Origin of the sequence: Serratia nevei (assembly GCF_037948395.1) — a bacterium.
Lineage (GTDB): Bacteria > Pseudomonadota > Gammaproteobacteria > Enterobacterales > Enterobacteriaceae > Serratia > Serratia nevei.
This window is the reverse complement of the sequence record NZ_CP149940.1, coordinates 3,855,589-3,873,136: the sequence shown is the minus strand read 5'-3', so window position 1 is coordinate 3,873,136 and position 17,548 is coordinate 3,855,589. Positions and strand designations below refer to the sequence as shown.

22 protein-coding genes are annotated in these 17,548 nt (G+C 59.5%); 10 read left to right on the top strand and 12 right to left on the bottom strand.

Annotated elements, in window-relative coordinates; all coding sequences use genetic code 11:
- Positions 1–113: 113 nt before the first annotated feature.
- Positions 114–566 (bottom strand): GNAT family N-acetyltransferase, encoded by a 453-nt coding sequence (locus tag V8N38_RS18645; protein ID WP_060424825.1) that lies wholly within the window; start codon positions 564–566, stop codon positions 114–116.
- A gap of 43 nt (positions 567–609) precedes the next feature.
- Entirely contained in the window at positions 610–1,212 is a 603-nt protein-coding gene (locus tag V8N38_RS18640) for an XRE family transcriptional regulator (RefSeq protein ID WP_100396715.1), read from the bottom strand.
- Between the two features lie 43 nt (positions 1,213–1,255).
- On the opposite strand from V8N38_RS18640, the gene V8N38_RS18635 reads away from it, so the two are divergent.
- The gene (locus tag V8N38_RS18635) at positions 1,256–1,948 is read left to right on the top strand and encodes a B3/4 domain-containing protein (protein ID WP_147840167.1); all 693 of its coding nucleotides are present in this window, start codon (positions 1,256–1,258) and stop codon (positions 1,946–1,948) included.
- 6 nt (positions 1,949–1,954) lie between these two features.
- Here V8N38_RS18635 and V8N38_RS18630 read toward each other — a convergent pair whose 3' ends face one another.
- Positions 1,955–2,170 carry a hypothetical protein gene (locus tag V8N38_RS18630; protein WP_049200497.1) on the bottom strand — a complete coding sequence of 72 codons (216 nt, stop codon included), beginning with the start codon at positions 2,168–2,170 and terminating at the stop codon, positions 1,955–1,957.
- An 854-nt stretch (positions 2,171–3,024) separates the two neighbouring features.
- On the opposite strand from V8N38_RS18630, the gene V8N38_RS18625 reads away from it, so the two are divergent.
- The gene (locus V8N38_RS18625) at positions 3,025–4,101 is read left to right on the top strand and encodes an AI-2E family transporter (RefSeq protein WP_004941690.1); all 1,077 of its coding nucleotides are present in this window, start codon (positions 3,025–3,027) and stop codon (positions 4,099–4,101) included.
- A 44-nt stretch (positions 4,102–4,145) separates the two neighbouring features.
- Here the strand turns inward: V8N38_RS18625 and bcp are convergent, their stop codons facing one another.
- Both bcp and V8N38_RS18615 read right to left on the bottom strand, forming a co-directional pair.
- The gene (gene bcp, locus V8N38_RS18620) at positions 4,146–4,610 is read right to left on the bottom strand and encodes a thioredoxin-dependent thiol peroxidase (RefSeq protein ID WP_147840166.1); all 465 of its coding nucleotides are present in this window, start codon (positions 4,608–4,610) and stop codon (positions 4,146–4,148) included.
- Positions 4,611–4,612: 2 nt separating this feature from the next.
- Positions 4,613–5,218: a glycine cleavage system transcriptional repressor gene (locus tag V8N38_RS18615; protein WP_369783268.1), complete on the bottom strand. Its 606-nt coding sequence runs from the start codon at positions 5,216–5,218 to the stop codon at positions 4,613–4,615.
- Between the two features lie 110 nt (positions 5,219–5,328).
- On the opposite strand from V8N38_RS18615, the gene dapA reads away from it, so the two are divergent.
- The 6 genes from dapA (at position 5,329) to ypfH (ending at position 12,121) form a co-directional block, all read left to right on the top strand.
- On the top strand, positions 5,329–6,210 hold the full coding sequence (gene dapA, locus V8N38_RS18610; RefSeq protein WP_004941701.1) for a 4-hydroxy-tetrahydrodipicolinate synthase: 882 nt from the start codon (positions 5,329–5,331) through the stop codon (positions 6,208–6,210).
- A gap of 16 nt (positions 6,211–6,226) precedes the next feature.
- A complete protein-coding gene (gene bamC, locus V8N38_RS18605; RefSeq protein WP_019453890.1) occupies positions 6,227–7,279 on the top strand; it encodes an outer membrane protein assembly factor BamC in 1,053 nt (350 codons plus the stop codon).
- 170 nt (positions 7,280–7,449) lie between these two features.
- A complete protein-coding gene (gene purC / locus V8N38_RS18600) occupies positions 7,450–8,163 on the top strand; it encodes a phosphoribosylaminoimidazolesuccinocarboxamide synthase (protein WP_004941708.1) in 714 nt (237 codons plus the stop codon).
- A 209-nt stretch (positions 8,164–8,372) separates the two neighbouring features.
- Positions 8,373–9,242 (top strand): neutral zinc metallopeptidase, encoded by an 870-nt coding sequence (locus V8N38_RS18595; protein ID WP_047730119.1) that lies wholly within the window; start codon positions 8,373–8,375, stop codon positions 9,240–9,242.
- Positions 9,243–9,298: 56 nt separating this feature from the next.
- On the top strand, positions 9,299–11,311 hold the full coding sequence (locus tag V8N38_RS18590; protein WP_060424821.1) for a tRNA(Met) cytidine acetyltransferase TmcA: 2,013 nt from the start codon (positions 9,299–9,301) through the stop codon (positions 11,309–11,311).
- Between the two features lie 120 nt (positions 11,312–11,431).
- The gene (ypfH, locus tag V8N38_RS18585) at positions 11,432–12,121 is read left to right on the top strand and encodes an esterase (protein WP_147840165.1); all 690 of its coding nucleotides are present in this window, start codon (positions 11,432–11,434) and stop codon (positions 12,119–12,121) included.
- Positions 12,122–12,151: 30 nt separating this feature from the next.
- Here the strand turns inward: ypfH and V8N38_RS18580 are convergent, their stop codons facing one another.
- From V8N38_RS18580 to V8N38_RS18560, 5 genes are all read right to left on the bottom strand, one after another.
- Positions 12,152–12,337 carry a YpfN family protein gene (locus V8N38_RS18580; protein WP_004941720.1) on the bottom strand — a complete coding sequence of 62 codons (186 nt, stop codon included), beginning with the start codon at positions 12,335–12,337 and terminating at the stop codon, positions 12,152–12,154.
- A gap of 2 nt (positions 12,338–12,339) precedes the next feature.
- Positions 12,340–13,014, bottom strand: coding sequence for a M15 family metallopeptidase (locus V8N38_RS18575; protein WP_060424817.1), 675 nt, complete (start codon positions 13,012–13,014; stop codon positions 12,340–12,342).
- Positions 13,011–14,138 carry a succinyl-diaminopimelate desuccinylase gene (dapE, locus tag V8N38_RS18570; RefSeq protein WP_089186282.1) on the bottom strand — a complete coding sequence of 376 codons (1,128 nt, stop codon included), beginning with the start codon at positions 14,136–14,138 and terminating at the stop codon, positions 13,011–13,013. The genes V8N38_RS18575 and dapE overlap by 4 nt, the downstream gene beginning before the upstream one ends.
- Complete coding sequence (locus V8N38_RS18565) at positions 14,135–14,521, bottom strand: ArsC family reductase (protein WP_038873652.1); 387 nt, start codon at positions 14,519–14,521, stop codon at positions 14,135–14,137. Before V8N38_RS18565 ends, dapE begins: the two co-directional genes overlap by 4 nt.
- A gap of 255 nt (positions 14,522–14,776) precedes the next feature.
- On the bottom strand, positions 14,777–15,328 hold the full coding sequence (locus V8N38_RS18560) for a helix-turn-helix transcriptional regulator (RefSeq protein WP_060424811.1): 552 nt from the start codon (positions 15,326–15,328) through the stop codon (positions 14,777–14,779).
- Positions 15,329–15,857: 529 nt separating this feature from the next.
- Between V8N38_RS18560 and V8N38_RS18555 the strand changes: the two genes are divergently transcribed.
- Positions 15,858–16,283, top strand: coding sequence for a GNAT family N-acetyltransferase (locus V8N38_RS18555; protein WP_060424809.1), 426 nt, complete (start codon positions 15,858–15,860; stop codon positions 16,281–16,283).
- Between the two features lie 7 nt (positions 16,284–16,290).
- Here the strand turns inward: V8N38_RS18555 and V8N38_RS18550 are convergent, their stop codons facing one another.
- Both V8N38_RS18550 and V8N38_RS18545 read right to left on the bottom strand, forming a co-directional pair.
- Positions 16,291–16,722, bottom strand: coding sequence for a GNAT family N-acetyltransferase (locus V8N38_RS18550; protein ID WP_060441177.1), 432 nt, complete (start codon positions 16,720–16,722; stop codon positions 16,291–16,293).
- A gap of 9 nt (positions 16,723–16,731) precedes the next feature.
- A complete protein-coding gene (locus V8N38_RS18545; RefSeq protein ID WP_147840164.1) occupies positions 16,732–17,211 on the bottom strand; it encodes a tetratricopeptide repeat protein in 480 nt (159 codons plus the stop codon).
- A 216-nt stretch (positions 17,212–17,427) separates the two neighbouring features.
- Between V8N38_RS18545 and ypfM the strand changes: the two genes are divergently transcribed.
- A complete protein-coding gene (ypfM, locus tag V8N38_RS26095; protein WP_100396732.1) occupies positions 17,428–17,487 on the top strand; it encodes a protein YpfM in 60 nt (19 codons plus the stop codon).
- Positions 17,488–17,548: the final 61 nt, after the last annotated feature.

Genomic DNA, 17,548 nt, shown 5'->3' with positions numbered 1-17,548 from the left:
GATTCTCCTTGAAAGGGGCAAACGGTAAAATTTGTCGCCAGCATGGGCCCTAACCGCCGCGATTGCCAATGTCGCGGGGGAAGAGTGTGAACTGGGGCGGCCTTGCTGAAAAATTAACGTCGGTAGATGTCCGGTCGGGCGATCTGCCACACAAAATCGGGACAGTTGATGGCGGTATAGCCCACTTTTTCATAGAGCCAAGGGGCGGTGCTGGTGACCAGCATGATTCGCCGCAGCGTCGCCATCAGCGGATGGGCCTGGCAGCATTCCGCCAGCCACAGGCCCAACCCGCCTTTTTGATGCGCCTCCAGCACGTAAACGTCGCACAGATAGCCGAAGGTGGCGTAATCGGTGACCAGCCGGGCGAAACCGATTTGTCTGGTGCCGTGATACAAGCCGAAGCACAGGCTGTGGGAGAGGGACTGGCGAACGGTCTCTTTATCAATGCCCTCCGCCCATGACGAACGGGTCAGAAATGCATGAATGGCGTCAATATCCAGCAGGCTGGGCTCGGTGCTGACGAGATAGTCAGCACGCCGCCACTCCAGTGGGGCAGGGATTGTCATGAGGGCTCTTCTCCTGTGCAAGCGTTAAGGTCTGGGCCGCCGTTCAGGCGTGCAGTTCGGCGACCGTCATGGTGAAAATCAGCGTGTCTTCGCCCTCGTTGGCGTAACGGTGCGGGCTGTCCGTTCTGGCGACCGCCGAATAGCCTGGCGTAATCCTGAGCTCGGTTTGTTCGACGGCAAGGCTCAAGACGCCTTGTTCAACGTGCAGCAGCTCGAAGGTGCCCACCGGATGGCCGCCCGATGCATAGGCTTCCCCCGGCGCCATTTCCCAGCGCCACAGTTCTATCATGTTTGGGCCGCGGGTGCCTGCCAGCAAGCGGGCCGAGCCGCCGCGATCGCCGTGCCACAGCGTGGGAATGTCTTGGCTTTCAATCAGGTAGGCGGCGGGGGCGCGGGTCACGTTGACGATGTCCGCCACCGACAGGCCCAGCGCTGCCGCGAGTTTGCACAGGATGGCGATGCTGGGATTGGCGCTGCCTTTCTCGATCTCCACCAGCATGCCCTTGCTGACGCCCGCCCGGCGCGACAGTTCGTCCAGCGACAGTTTTTGGCTTTTTCGCTGCTGTTTGATGCGGTGCGACACCGCTTCGCTGACGGTTTGCACGTCGGCGCCGAACTCGGTCGGTCTGTTGACTTTTTCGCTCATCGGTCAATATTATGAAATAAAATGGTCAATATAGGATTATTCAATGATTTTAGTCGATCCGTCAATCGATCCGGCCGTCTCTGCGCTGGCGCCCGGATTCCGGGCGTTAAGCATTACCGTGGCTGCGGCTCCCATAACCAACCCGGACGTGGGGGCGCTGGCGTTGGCGCAGGCCTGTCGCGCCCTCGGCGAGGAGGACGCGCCCTGGGCTGAGGCGCATCTCTCGGCCTGGCGCGATGTCTTCATGCGGTTTGGCGCCAAACCCAAGCGTACGCCCTGTTCCGCCGATGCCTTGCGCAAGCGCGCGCTGCGCGACGGCACGATGCCCAGCATCGATCCGGTGGTCGATCTCTACAACGCCGTCAGCATTCGTTATGCGGTGCCGGTGGGGGGCGAGAATATCGCGGCTTATGTCGGCGAGCCGCGGCTGATCGTCGCGGAAGGCAGCGAGCTGTTCGATACCGTCAAGGAGGGTGCGGTGATCCATGAATCGCCGGAGGCGGGGGAGGTGGTCTGGCGCGACGATCGCGGCGTGACCTGCCGCCGCTGGAACTGGCGTCAGGGCGTCAGAACCCGGCTGAGCGCCGAGGCCGAACGGATGTGGTTCATCCTGGAGAGCCTGCCGGCAATGCCGTTGGCGGCGCTGCATGCGGCGGGCGACGAATTGATTGCCGGTTTACGACAAATGATGCCCGGCGTTGCGATAGAGCAACGGCTCATCGGCTGCACCTCGTAACCGGCCTCAGCACTGGCGGCGGACCAAACCGGTGATCAGATCCAGCGCGTCGTCCGCCGCCGCGACTTCGCTCTCGCTGAGCGCCTGCCGTTCGATAAAGCTCTCGATGGCTTCCAGCAGGGAGAAAACGCTGATTTCGTCTCCTATCTTCACGACTTCGCAGACGCCGCGCCCAATGGCCAGGCAGATGGCTTCATCAAATTCAAACGGCTTGTTGTTCATCTCTCCCCCTACGGCGTTTGGGATTATGCCGGTTATGCTACCGGTTTTTGTCCGGCGACGGTCTGACGAAAATCCCATTTCTTCTCGTTGATGCTTACGGGCGTACGATCGCGTGTATTGGGGAAATTCTGATTTCCTTACGGCAGTCAGATTTCCCTTGTGACCGCCGTGGCGGCGCGGTATTGTCGCCAAATGACGACAATACCGCCTCATTGTCCGCATAAAAAATTTATGACGTTATCATCCCTTCATCCCGCTGCCGTGCGGGATTTTTTTATGAGGTTTATCTCAAAGTGCGGATAACCTCGACGCGATCGCTTGCCATGTTCTGGGAATAATCCTAGCTTGAAATAGTCATTTAGGGTTAGCAATCCCTCATGACCTCCTTGTAATACTTGATGCACCAGAACGTCTTCTCCCCCGCCCTGGCGGGGGTTTTTAATGACGTGCATCGGCAAAGGCCGTCAACGTAGAACCGACAGAGTTCGTGACGATAATCACTTTAAGCATCAGGGGACGGGACAATGAAAAATGATTTGGCGGCGGCAATCGCGATTGGCTGTGTGCTGTTGTTCGCACTGGCGGTCGGTTCGCCCCTCTCCATCAGCGCCTCGCTGTAATCTGCCACGGCCCCGTTCGGGGCCGTTCACCCAGTCTGTCGCCGCGTCTGCGGATTTTTGCGCCAATCGTTCGCCGGCGCGATAAATTCAGCCAAATCGCTGTTGATGTATGGCCAACTTTGAGTACTCTGAGTGCTTTGCACACCCCGCGTGCGCCCGTTCTATCTATGCTTTAATCAGGCCCATCACAGGAATCGCCATGCCCGCCCGCCAAATCTCGAGGAGCCCGCTCTGATGCTGGAGATGTTATTACAGTGGTACCGCCGCCGCTTCACCGATCCGCAGGCTATCGCGCTGCTGGTGATCCTGGTCGCCGGCTTCCTCATTCTCTATTTTCTGCACGGCATTCTGACCCCGTTGCTGGTCGCCATCGTGCTGGCCTATCTGCTGGAGTGGCCGACCGCGCGCCTGCAGCGCATCGGCTGTTCGCGCACCTGGGCGGCGAGCATCATGCTGCTGGTGTTCGCGGGCGTCGCCATGCTGCTGGTGTTCGTCGTCGCGCCAACCGCCTGGCAGCAGGGCATCAATCTGATGAGCGATCTGCCGGGCATGCTCAATCAGTTCTATAACTTTGCCGCGACGCTGCCGAAGCGTTACCCGGCGCTGGTGGATGCCGGCATCATCGACATGATGGCGGAAAACCTGCGCAGCCGGCTGTCCGGCATGGGCGAGTCGGTGGTGAAATTCTCGCTGGCGTCGCTGGTCGGCCTGCTGACGCTGGCTATCTACCTGATCCTGGTGCCGATGATGATGTTCTTCCTGTTGAAGGACAAAGAACAGCTGCTGAACGCGGTGCGCCGCGTGCTGCCGCGCAATCGCGGCCTGGCGGGGCAGGTCTGGAACGAGATGAATCAGCAGATCACCAACTACATTCGCGGCAAGGTGCTGGAGATGGTGATTGTCGGCGTGGCGACCTACCTGGTGTTCGCCGTGCTGGACATGCGCTACTCGCTGTTGCTGGCGGTGCTGGTGGGCTTCTCGGTGTTGATCCCCTACATCGGCGCGGTGCTGGTCACCATTCCGGTGGTGGTGGTGGCGCTGTTCCAGTGGGGCGTAGGCGCCGATTTTTGGACGCTGATCGTCGCCTATCTGGTGGTGCAGGGGCTGGATGGCAACCTGCTGGTGCCCATTTTGTTCTCCGAAGCGGTCAACCTGCATCCGCTGGTGATTATCCTGTCGGTGATCGTGTTCGGCGGAATGTGGGGCTTTTGGGGCGTGTTTTTCGCCATACCGCTGGCGACGCTGGTGAAGGCGGTGATCCATGCCTGGCCGGATGAACTGCGGGTCGAAGTGGAAGACAAGGCCGACTGACAGGGAAGAAACGAAGCGCAGCAGGCCGCTGCGCTTCGTGAGAATTACTGCTGCAGGTAGTTCAGAACGATGTCATGGTGATTGGTGGTTTTGAAATCATCAAACACTTTCTCAATCTTGCCTTTGCCATCGATCAGGAAACTGATGCGGTGAATACCGTCGTAGGTCTTGCCCATGAAGGTTTTCTCGCCCCATACGCCAAACTGTTGCGCTACCTGATGATCTTCATCAGACAACAGCGTGAAGTTGAGCAGCTCCTTTTCAGCGAAGCGCGACAGTTTTTCCGGTTTGTCGGTGCTGATGCCCAGCACTTCGACGCCGACCTTTTTCAATTCGTCCATGTTGTCCCGCAGGCCGCAGGCTTGCACGGTGCAGCCCGGCGTCATCGCCTTCGGATAGAAATAGACCAATACTCGCTGTCCCTGGAAGTCGGCCAAATTAATTTCCTCACCGTCCTGGTCAGGCAAACTAAATTTCGGCGCTGTGTCACCGGCTTTCAATGGGCTCATCACTACTCTCCATCTTTCTCGTCATGCTGTGGATAGTTCACCACGCTAATACTGCCTTGCGCGTTCAATTCTGTACATAGGCGATGGAAGGCTTGCTCAATATTTGAGGCGTCCCGATCGCCGGAGCTGTGGGCGGTGATTTGGATATACAGCTGCGGCGGCAGATCGCCGTCCGCCGGCTGCGTGCGCGAGACCAGTTCGGCGATATTCATCTGGCTGGAGTCGAACAGATCGGTAAAGCGTTCGATGATGTGCGGCGAGTCCTTCACTTCCACCTGCACCCACACCGTGGCCGGCATCGGCGGCCTTTCGTGCGAGTTTGTGCGCTTCATCACGATCAGCAGATCCAGCTCCGCGCCTTTTTGCGGCAGGGTGGATTCGATCAGGGTGATGGCGTTCCAGCTGCCGGACAGCAGCATGATGAACGTGAACTCCTCTCCCAGCATGGCCAGACGGCTATCTTCGATATTGCATCCGCAACTGCTGACGTGGCGGGTGATGGTATTGACGATTCCGGGGCGGTCGGCGCCGAGCGCGGTAATCACGAGATAGTGTTCGTCTGACTGAGGCAAAATAGCGCTTCCTGTCGTGCTTAATGGGGTTACCATGGTAAACATAAAAAAAACCGCCTGCCAAGCGCTTACAACGCGGTTGTGCGCTTGCTTTTGGATAGGCAGCAAAAGTACCATGAGTGACTTGTTTGTGGAGGGGACGGCCAATGTTTACGGGAAGTATTGTTGCACTGGTTACGCCGATGGACGACAAAGGTGCTGTCGATCGCGCGAGCCTAAAAAAATTGATCGATTATCATGTAGCCAGTGGCACCGCGGCGATCGTTTCCGTAGGGACCACCGGCGAGTCCGCAACGCTTGCCCATGACGAGCACGTTGACGTGGTGCTGCAGACGCTGGAGCTGGCCGACGGCCGCATCCCGGTGATCGCCGGCACCGGCGCCAACGCCACCGCCGAAGCCATCGCGCTCACCACCCGCTTCGCCAATACCGGCGTAGTGGGCTGCCTGACGGTGACGCCGTACTACAATAAGCCGACGCAGGAAGGGCTGTACCAGCACTTCAAGGCGATCGCCGAGAGCACCGAGCTGCCGCAGATCCTGTATAACGTGCCATCGCGCACCGGCTGCGACATGCTGCCGCCGACCATCGCTCGGCTGGCGAAAATCAAGAATATTGTTGCTGTAAAAGAAGCGACGGGGAACTTAAGTCGCGTTAGTCAGATCCAAGTGCTGGTTGACGATGAAGACTTCATTTTGCTGAGCGGCGACGACGCCAGCGGGCTGGACTTCATGCAACTGGGCGGCAAAGGGGTGATTTCCGTGACGGCCAACGTGGCCGCGCGCGAGATGGCGGAACTTTGCGCGCTGGCGGCGCAGGGCAAATTTGCCGAAGCGCGCCGCTTAAATCAGCGCTTGATGCCGTTGCATCAGGATCTATTTGTAGAAGCAAACCCAATTCCGGTGAAGTGGGCCTGTAAGGCGTTGGGATTGATGGCAACCGATACGCTGCGTCTGCCGATGACGCCGTTGAGCGAAGCCGCCCGCCCGGTGGTGGAGCGCGCGCTGAAAAGCGTCGGTTTGCTGTAACTCTAAGGGAAATTTGATGGCTTATTCATTGCAAAAGTCGACGGTAGCAAAAGTAGTGGGCATCTCTTTGGTGATGATGCTGGCAGCCTGCAGCAGCGATCAGCGCTACAAGCGCCAGGTCAGCGGCGACGAGGCTTACCTCGACGCGGCTCCGCTCAAGGCGCTGAACGCGCCGTCCGGCATGATCCTGCCGGTGCAGAGCGGCAACTATGACGTTCCCGCCACGACGCTGCAAGGCAACGTCGGCAAGCAACTGGACATTCGTCCGCCGGTGCAGCCGTTGGCGCTGCTGAGCGGTTCACGCGCGCAATACGCCGGCGACAGCGGCACGCTGCTGCTGGAAAACAGCCCGCAGAACCAGAACCTGTGGTCGCGCGTGGTCAGCCTGCTGCAGGCGAAGAACATCGCGATCGCTTCCCGCCAGGACGCCGGTCAGACCCTGACCACCGACTGGGTGAAGTGGAACCGTCTGGACGAAGACAACCAGTACGAAGGCCGTTATCAGATCAGCGTGCAGCAGCAGGGCTACCAGCAGGCGCTGGTGGTGAAAAGCGTTGGCCTGCAGCAGCAGGGCAAGACCGAGCAGGTGACCGACCAGTCTGAGATTCAGCGCTACAACGGCATGATGATCAACACCCTGATCGAAGGCCTGGACAAGCAGGATAACCTGGCGAGCAGCCAGACCGCCAGCCGCTTCGGCGCGCTGGACGTGCAGAGCGGCGCCGATGACACCGGCCTGCCGATGCTGGTGGTGCGCGGCCCTTACACCGTGGTGTGGGATCGCCTGCCGGCGGCGCTCGAAAAACTGGGGATGAAAGTGGGTGACCGCAGCCGTCCGCAGGGCACCGTCGCCGTGACCTACAAGTCCCTGAGCAGCAGCGATTGGGATGCGTTGGGCGTCAAGGATCCTGAACTGGCGGAAGGCGATTACAAACTGCAGGTCGGCGATCTCAACAACCGCACCAGCCTGCAATTCATCGATCCGAAAGGCAAACCGCTGACCCAGTCGAAAAACGACGCACTGGTGGCGGCATTCCAGTCTGCCTTCAGTAAAACCAGCGTTAAATAATCAAAAAGGGGCTTCGGCCCCTTTTTGTTTTGTCGATACGGTATCGTTTGCGTCGCAGGTTTGGCACAATAGTGTCCGGCACGCCAAAGAATTCATTAGGTCAATTCTATACCCCCTAATTTCGGGCCGCGCTCGGGAGACAACGGGGATACATCACTGGAGTAAGTAAGATGCAAAAGCTAGCTGAGCTGTATCGCGGAAAGGCAAAAACCGTTTACACCACCGAGAATCCCGATCTGTTGGTGTTGGAGTTCCGCAACGATACGTCAGCACTGGATGGTCAGCGCATTGAGCAGTTCGATCGCAAAGGCATGGTGAACAACAAGTTCAACCATTTCATCATGAGCAAACTGGAAGAAGCCGGCATCCCGACCCAGATGGAGCGTCTGCTGTCCGACAACGAAGTGCTGGTGAAGAAGCTGGACATGGTGCCGGTGGAGTGCGTGATCCGCAACCGCGCTGCCGGTTCGCTGGTGAAGCGTCTGGGCATCGAAGAAGGCCTGGTGCTGAATCCGCCGCTGTTCGATCTGTTCCTGAAAAACGACGCCATGCACGATCCGATGGTCAACGAATCCTACTGCGAAACCTTTGGCTGGGTGAGCAAAGAGCATCTGGCGCGCATGCGCGAGCTGAGCTACCGCGCCAACGACGTGTTGACCCAGCTGTTCGACGACGCGGGCCTGATCCTGGTCGACTTCAAGCTGGAGTTCGGCCTGTTCAACGGTGAAGTGGTGCTGGGCGATGAGTTCTCGCCGGACGGCAGCCGCCTGTGGGACAAAAACACCCTGGACAAGATGGACAAAGACCGTTTCCGTCAAAGCCTGGGCGGCCTGATCGAAGCCTATGAAGAAGTGGCGCGCCGCATCGGCGTGAAGCTCGACTAAGCATTGGCACCGCCATTCGGGGCGATCCGGCCGGATCGTCCCGCTATTCTGCGTTTTTCCAGAAAATTTCTACATTTCCTCCGCGGCAGACCATTTATAATGATGGATGCGAGATGACTAAAACCTATCCCACTCAGGCTTGAAGCTGCCTTTGCGCTTACGATCGCGGCGCAACTTCAACGAGCAGGGGAAATATCTGGAGTATATTTATGCGTTGGCAAGGGCGTCGGGAAAGTGACAATGTTGAGGATCGTCGCGGGCAGTCTTCAGGTTTGGGCGGCGGTGGCGGCGGTTTCCGCGTGCCGGTGCGCGGCAAGGGCGGCATCGTCATTTTGGTGGTGGTGCTGGTGGCCGGCTATTACGGCATCGATCTGTCGCCGCTGTTGAACGGCGGTAACGTCGCACCGCAGGGTCAACAGCAGAGCGCCAACATCAGTCCGAAAGACGATGAGCTGGCCAAATTCACTTCGGTGGTACTGGCCTCCACCGAGGATAACTGGAAAGAGATTTTCCAGCGCATGGGCAAAACCTATCAACCGCCGAAGCTGGTGATGTATCGCGGCGTCACGCGCACCAGCTGCGGCACCGGCCAGGCGGCGATGGGGCCGTTCTACTGTCCGGGCGACAGAACGGTGTATATCGATCTGTCTTTCTATCAGGACATGAAAACCAAGCTGGGCGCCGGCGGTGATTTTGCCCAGGCCTATGTGGTGGCGCACGAAGTCGGCCACCACGTGCAGAACCTGCTGGGCATCGAGCCCAAGGTGCGCCAGATGCAGCAGGGCGCCAGCCAGGCGGAAGTGAACCGTCTGTCGGTGAAAATGGAGCTGCAGGCGGACTGCTTCGCCGGCGTGTGGGGTAAATACGCCGAGAAGCAGCAGATGCTGGAAGAGGGCGACCTGCAGGCGGCGCTGAATGCCGCGCAGGCGATTGGCGACGATCGGTTGCAGCAGCAGAGCCAGGGCCGCGTCGTGCCGGACAGCTTCACCCACGGCACCTCGCAGCAGCGCTATACCTGGTTTAAACAGGGCTTCGACAGCGGCGATCCCAATACCTGCAACACCTTCGCATCCCGTTAACGCCTCAAGTGCCGGAGCCTGACTCCGGCATTTTTTTCGGATTGAGATACAGCCTTATGTTACAGGCAGCGCAACAACTCATGCGGCGACAGGGCATCCGGCGCCTGCTGGTGCTCAGCGGTGAGACCGACTGGTGTCGCGAACAGGCGCAGCGGCTGGCGGCGACGCTGCCGGGCGACTGGCCGTGGGTGGGGGAAAACCCGCCGCCCGGCCTGTCGGCGTTGGCGAGCGGCGCAGTGCGCCAACTGCTGGGGCAGGAACGGCTGCACGCGGTGTTCGACGCCGGTCAGTCGCTGGACGTTGAGGCGTTGGCGGCGCTGTGCGGCGCACTGCGTGCCGGCAGCTGGCTGCTGTTGCTGACGCCGCCCTGGCGGCAATGGCCGCAGCAGCCGGACGGCGACAGCCTGCGCTGGAGCGATTGCCCGCAGCCAATTACCACCCCGCATTTCATCCACCACCTGCAGCAGCATCTGGCCGACGACCGCGAAGTGACGATCTGGCGGCAGGATGAGCCCCTGACGTTGGCCGCGCTGCCGGCGCGTGAAGGATGGCAGCCGCCGGACGGCCGGCCGACCGAGGAACAACAGGCGATCTTGACGACGCTGCTGCAGGCCGAATCCGGCGTGTGGGTGTTGACCGCCGCCCGCGGCCGCGGCAAATCGACGCTGGCCGGCATGCTGGTGGCGCAGTCGCCGCTGACCTGTTGGATAACCGGGCCGAGCCGCGCCGCCACTGAGGTGGCCGGGGAATGGGCGCAGGGGCGCGCGCAGTTTTGGGCGCCCGATGCCCTGCTGGCGCAGTGCCGGGAGGGGGACGTCAGCGCCGTGGGGTGGCTGCTGGTGGATGAAGCGGCGGCGATCCCCGCGCCGTTGTTGCAGCAGCTGATCGGTTATTTCCCGCGCGTGCTGCTGACCACCACGGTGCAGGGCTATGAGGGCACCGGCCGTGGTTTTCTGCTGAAGTTTTGCGCCGGGCTGCCTTCCTATCAGGCGTTGAGCCTGCAACAGCCGATGCGCTGGGCGCAGGGGGATGCGCTGGAACGGATAACGGACAATGCGCTGTTGTTCAACGAGCTGCCCGCCTGGCCGGCGGATGGCCAGACGATCGATTACAGCCAGGCGGACCAGCGCGAACTGTGCGCCGATCCGCAGCGGCTGGCGCGTTTCTATGCTCTGCTGAGCAGCGCGCATTACCGCACTTCGCCGCTGGATTTGCGCAGGCTGATGGATGCACCCGGCATGCACTTCGGGCTGGCACAGGCCGGGCAGGAGGTGGTCGGCGCCGTGTGGCTGGTGGACGAAGGCGGCTTGAGCGCCGAGTTGGCGCACGATGTGTGGGCTGGCCGCCGCCGGCCGCGCGGCAACCTGGTGGCACAGTCGCTGGCGGCGCATGGCGGCCAGTGGTGGGCGCCGACGCTGCGGTCACGGCGTATTACCCGCATCGCGACGCTGCCGGCGTTGCGGCGGCAGGGTATCGCGCGTCAGCTGGTCGAGCGGCAACGCCGCCAGGCGCAGGGGCTGGATTTTCTGTCGGTCAGCTTTGGCTATACCGAGCCGCTGTGGCGCTTTTGGCAATCCTGCGGTTTCGAGCTGGTGCGCATCGGCAGCAAGCCGGAGGCCAGCAGCGGCTGCTATACCGCGATGGCTATCTTGCCCCTGAGCGAGCAAGGAGAGGCGCTGCGGCACGCTGCGCACAAGCATCTGGCGCGCGACTGGCCCTGGCTACGGCAGCGCATTGAACTCGCGCTGGCGATCCCGGGCGACGACGGCGACACGCCGCTGGGCGAAGAGGATTGGCGCGAGCTGGCCGGGTTCGCTTTCGCCCATCGGCCGCTGGAGGCCAGCCTGGGGGCACTGCAGCGTTTGCTGTTGGCCAGCAATCTGCCGCTGCCCGCGCTGCGCGGCCATCTGCAACGGCGGCAATCCCCGGCGGCCTGCGCGGAGCTGGCGGGCGTCAGCGGCCAGAAAGCCTTGCTGCGCCACTGGCGGCACGAAGCGGCGCAGGCGCTGGAACAGCTGAATGCGCAGCACTGCCGCTACTGGCGCGACTGGACGCAGTCGTTGCAATAAATTGAATAACTCGCTCAATAAAACCCGATTTTCCCGATTTCTCAACGGCGTATAGTCACTGTCAGCGGTGAGGCGACGACTGTCGCCGCACCAGGTTGGGTTACTATTAAGGAGTCATCGATGAAACATGAGCATTTCGTTGTCCAAAGCCCGGCGACCCCGGCGGCGCAGCTGATCTTGCTGTTTCACGGTGTCGGCGACAACCCGGTGGCGATGGGGGAGATCGGCAGCTACTTCGCCAAAGACTTTCCTCAGGCACAGGTGGTGAGCATCGGAGGTCCCGAAGCGTTCGGCAACGGCGCCGGGCGCCAGTGGTTTTCGGTGCAGGACGTGACCGAAGAGAACCGCGCGGCCCGCATCGCAGAAGTAATGCCGCAGTTTGTGGCGGTGGTGCGCCATTGGCAGCAGCTGAGCGGCGTAGGCTATGCCGGCACGGCGCTGGTGGGGTTCTCGCAGGGGGCGATCATGGCGCTTGAGGCGTTAAAAGCGGAAACCCGGCTGGCCGGGCGCGTGGTCGCGTTCAGCGGGCGTTTCGCCCAGCTGCCTGAGCAGGCTTTCGGCGACAGCGTGGTGCATTTGATCCACGGTGAAGAGGACGCGGTGATCGCGGTGCAACACGCTCACGCGGCGGCAGAAGCGCTACGGGCCGGCGGCGCCGATTTTACGCTGGACGTGGAGGAAAACGTCGGGCACGCAATCAACCAGGGCATGATGAACGCCGCGCTGGAAAGGCTGCATTATTATGTGCCGCAGCGCTACTGGGACGAGGCATTGTCCGGCAAGCGCGGCGAGCTGATCGCCTTTCGCTAAAAATTCAGGGCGCCGATGAGCGCCCTGATGTCATTTCTTTTTCGGCCAGTCGTCTTCGTCATCCCACTGGGCGTTGTTGTCGCGGTGCGGCGGTATCTCCGGCTTGTTGGCCAGATAGCTTTTCACGTCGACGCGGCGCAGTTCCTTAATGCCGCTGACGACCATTCCCACCAGAACCAGCAGGATAATCCACCAGTAATCAGCTAACCATTGCATAGCTACTCCTTTCCTTCACTGCGTATAAAACGCGAAAAAATCGATGGCAGATGGCGTTCGAGCCATTCGGCACCGGCGACCTCCCTATCTTGCCAGGCCGCCAGCAACAGCGCCGGGGTCAGTAAATGCTCGGCTTCTTGCGCCAGCGGCCGGTAGCTCAGATGCCACGGCTCTACCGCCACGCCGCCGCTGTCTTCGGTAAAGGGGCGATAGAAACCGAACTCGGCCATATGCGCCGTCAGCCACTGGTTGAGCGGCGCAAAGTAACCGCCTTCTTCATATTCCCACGGCTCCAGCTGCAGCTTTTGCCCTTCCGGCAGCAGCGACGGGTCATACACGTCGAGATCGCTGCCCCAGTGATGGCGGCTGGCGCCCGGCAGGGCCGACCAGCGCAGGATCGCCTCACAGCGCTCGGCGGCGGACAGCGGCGCAACGTCTATCGGGCGGCTGTCCTTATCTAATACTGGCCGCTGGCCGCAGAATTTGCCATTCCAGATAGCCAACTGCCGGTCGAAATCGCGGAAGGTGCTGGCGGGCTGGAGATCGAATCCCGCCTCACGCGCCGCCTGCTGCATCGCCAGAAAGGCGTTGACCGCCTGCGGCTGCAACCGGTGGTTCCCGCTCAGCGGCGCCAGGTGTTCGGTTGAGCGGCCGGTGAGCATCTCTGCGTTGATCATGCGACCAATTGCTCCATGATGCGTTGATACATGCGGCTCAGCAGCTGCAGATCCGCGGCGTTGACACATTCGTTGACCTTGTGGATGGTGGCGTTGACCGGCCCCAGTTCCACCACCTGCGCGCCCATCTGCGCGATGAAGCGGCCGTCGGAGGTGCCGCCGGTGGTCAGCAGCTGCGGCGTCAGTTCAGAATAGTGCTCGACGGCGTTGACCACCGCATCCACCAGCGCGCCGCGCGAGGTGAGGAACGGTTGGCCGGACAGCCGCCACTCGATGCTGTAATTCAACTGGTGGCGTTCCAGCAGCTCTTCCACGCGCTGCTTGATCATCGCATCGGTGAGTTCGGTGCTGAAACGGAAGTTGAACTGCACGTAAAGATCGCCTGGGATCACGTTGTTGCTGCCGGTACCGGCCTGCACGTTGGCGATCTGCATGCTGGTCGGCGGGAAGAACTCGTTGCCGCGATCCCATTCGATCGCCACCAGTTCATTCAGCGCCGGCATGGCACGGTGCACCGGGTTGTCGGCCAGGTGCGGATAGGCGACGTGCCCCTGCACGCCGTGAATGTGCAGGTTGGCGGTGATGGAGCCGCGTCGGCCGTTTTTCACCACGTCGCCGACGCGCTCGGTGCTGGACGGCTCGCCGACCAGGCAGTAATCCAGGCGCTCATTGCGCGCCATCAGCGTTTCGACCACTTTAACCGTGCCGTGGGTGGCGCTGGCCTCTTCGTCGGAGGTGATCAGAAAAGCCAGGCGGCCCTGGTGATTCGGGTTGGCGGCGACAAAGCGCTCTGCGGCCACCACCATCGCGGCCAACGAGCCTTTCATGTCTGCCGCACCTCGGCCATACAGCATGCCGTCGCGGATCGCCGGTTCAAACGGCGGGTTATCCCAACGCTTTTCATCGCCGGTCGGCACCACGTCGGTATGCCCGGCAAACGCCAGGGTTTGCCCTTCGCCGCGCCAGGCCCAGAAGTTTTGGGTGTCTTCGAAGTCCATCGCCTCGACGGTGAAACCGATCGCCAGCAGGCGATCGATCATCAGCTGCTGGCAGCCTTCGTCATTTGGGCTGAGGGAAGGGCGTTTAATCAGCTGCTGGGCCAGTTCGATAACCGGGCAAGTCATACGGCGACCTCGGCGATAAATTGCTGGTAAGCGTCGGCGTTGAAACCGAGCAGGGCGTGGCCGTTGCCGTCGTCCAGCAGCGGGCGTTTGATGATCGCCGGCTGCGCCAGCATCAGCGCGATGGCGGCGTCGGCGTTATCGCAGGCGTTGCGTTGCGCTTCATCCAGCTTGCGCCAGGTGGTGCCACGAGTATTGAGCAGCGGCTCCCAACCCAGTTGCGCGATAAAACCGCGCAGCTGCTGTTCGGTCAGGCCGTCGGCGCGGTAGTCGTGAAAATGATAGGCCACGCCCTGATCTTCCAGCCAGCGGCGGGCTTTTTTGATGGTGTCGCAGTTTTTGATGCCGTACATCGTCAGCGTTGTCTGTTGCGGTTTGTTTGCCATGGCGTAAAGCTACCTGTCTCGTCGAGTCGATACTGAGCGGCGGGCGCGATCTTTGGCCCTCTCGCCGCCCGGCGATAGCAGAGATAATGCCAGTAAAGCGGCGGCGAGATCCAGACAACGATGCGGGCGAGGTGCGATTGGGTGCCTGGGAGAGGGAGAGGCAACGTGGCGGAGCGGCGGCCTTCGCCGGCGGTGCTCTCGAAGAGATGCCGGCGAAGGCGTTCAGCCGCAAATGCGAATCTGAAGAAGAGGGCGTTACTCTTTATTTATTCTTATGTTTAAACGATCGGTTAAACAGCGCACGCGGGTAATGTGCAATAGCGGTTTTATCCGGCTGGCGCCGAGTTTTTTCATTATTCGTGACTTGTAATGATTGGCGGTTTTATTTCTGATATTCATGGCACTGCTGATATCGGCCAGCGATTTTCCCGTCGACCATTCCGAGAGGAAAAGTGACTCACGCTGGGACAGTTGCGGCGGCTCGGTATAGTGGCTGTAACGTTTATATAAGTCGCCGATCAGGTGGCTAAAACGGCTCAATGATATAAGGTTTGATAATATAATGGTCTTTCTGTCGACAATCACCATTTCATGCGGGCAGTCAGTGATAATGACTATTTTGTAGGTGTTGGGGTTGGCATATTCATCGCGGTAACGCGCTTCAAAATTGGCGATGGTGACATCGATGAAGCAGACTCTTTTGCGGCTAAAGCCGGCCGGTGCGCGTTTTTCCGCCCAGGTTTGCTTAATGAGTTGTCGGATGCCGACGCTGGTATAGGCACAATCGCTGAAAATATCAATTTCCATTTTATTATAGTCCTTTACTTTCTATTTCCCGGTGAGGATCGATATCTTAAAACATAAAAAAAGAAACAATCTAAATAATTTCACATTGAACTTATCTTGTCGCGTAGGCAGAAGCCCTCTCTCGGCGGCGGCAAATAAGGAAAGTCTCATATACTAACATGATTTATAAAGAGTAAATCTGCTTTTTAGCCGGCCCTTTGGCCGGAGACGGTTTAATAGAATAGAAATCCTCTATTAATACTCAGGTTATTAAAAGGAATTAACATAGATATCACCTATCACAAAAGTAAATTCGATCGTTTTTATCGATACTTGTAGCGTGGCTGATTTCGTTAATGGGTTAATAACTAAGATATTTCTTGTTTTCTTGCCGCGATGGCGATTTTATTTTGAACGGTGGAAAGACAGTCTATGAGTTTATGCGGAAATTCGGTTTAAAATTGAGATAAAGATAAATCTAAACAAAGAAAATGCGATGTTTTGAGCGACGAACAGCGCGTAATGTGGGCGGTTGATACGGAGAGCTGGCGTGAAAGAATGTCATATCGAAATTTCCGATCGGGTAACGCCGGAAATAACGTCTTGTATTGCGGAGGGGTTGGACCGCTTTAATGATCAACAGATCGGCTACGGCGATCGTCTGCCGCTGGCGGTGGTGGTAAAAGATCCCGACAGTGGGGAGGTTCTGGGGGGAATTACCGGGCGTTCATCGTTAGGGCTGCTGTTTCTCGATCTCTTTTATCTGCCGGAAGCGCTGCGCGGCGCGGGGCTGGGCAGCGAACTGTTGCGCCGCTTCGAACAGGAAGGTCGCCGGCGCGGTTGCCTTTCCGCCGTGTTGTACACCATCAGCTTTCAGGCGCCGGACTTTTATCAACGGCATGGCTGGCAACGTATGGGCGAAGTGCCTTGCTTGCCGCCGGGGACTAGCCGTATCTTTATGAGCAAAACCCTGTGAAGCGCGTTTAACGCACGTAGCCTCCCTGTTGCAGGCGCTGCAGGGAGGCGCCGTCCGCATACACCATGCCGGTGGTCAAATCGTGAAAGCCGTACTTTTTATAAAAGGCCAGCTTTTCCGGGACGGAATAGATGAAAATCTTGCCGAGCGGCGCCAGGTCTTGCATCACCCGATCCATCAACCGGCGCCCCAATCCCTGTCCCTGAAAGCGCGGATCGATCGCCACGTCGGCCAGGTAGGCGACCGAGGTCAGATCGCTGATGGCGTGCGCGGTGGCGATCAGCTCGTCGCCGATAAACCCCCAATAGCAAAACTGGCTGTGTTGGTAAACGCGCCGCAGGGTGTGCGGATCGCGCTTGCCCAGTCCGGCTGCCTCCAGCAATTCGCACAGCCGCTGCCAGTCGATGGCGCGGCGGTTCAGATCGGTGACAATTTCCATCGTTTTCCTCTAACCAATAAGATTGAGATCGGCGGCATAGTGCCGAATGGCGCGCTGATAGCCGCGGATGTTGGGGTCTGACGAGGTGTCCGCCAACAGCAACAACAGATCGGCCACGGCCCGTTTATTTTCGCCCAGGTTGTACAGCGCCATAGCGCGAAACAGCATCAGCTCGTTGGCCTGCGGGAACTCGGTCAGGCCATCGTCGAAAGCCCGTAGCGAAGCCGGGTATTCTCCCAGGGCGCGGTAGGTGCTGCCGAGGCCCAGCCAGGCCTCGCGGCGCTGGGCGGACGGCAAATCGCGGGCCAGCGCCGCGAGATAGCAGGGAATGGCCTGTTGCTCCAGACCCTGTACGTCATACAGGCAGGCCAGCTGAAAGTGCAGCATCGCCGCTTCCGGTTCTGCTGCCAGCTGCCGTAGCGCCAGTGCAGTGGCTTCCTGATAGCGGCCCTGCGTTTTCAGCTGTGAAAGAGACAAAGAGGTGGACATGATCGGCGCTCCATTGGCGTATTTTTATACCTTTTACACGCTATCGTGGAGAAATTGATATCACAAGGGAATAGCTGCACTGAGTATTGATCAGATAAATACGAAAATGTGCGCTAACCCCGGTTTCCGGGCCCGGCATCGTTCCCGTTTCCCTTCACATGGTCAAAAAACAGGCGTAGAATCCGCTTCGTCAAATAATTGAGGTTGTAAAGTATTATGGTTGATCGTGAATTAGGAAACTGGAAAGACTTCATTGATGAGATGTTGGGCAACTGACACAGCGTTGAAGCAGATGGCAAGGTTGAGTCATTGGAGCGTCACTGAAACACCTTGGGAA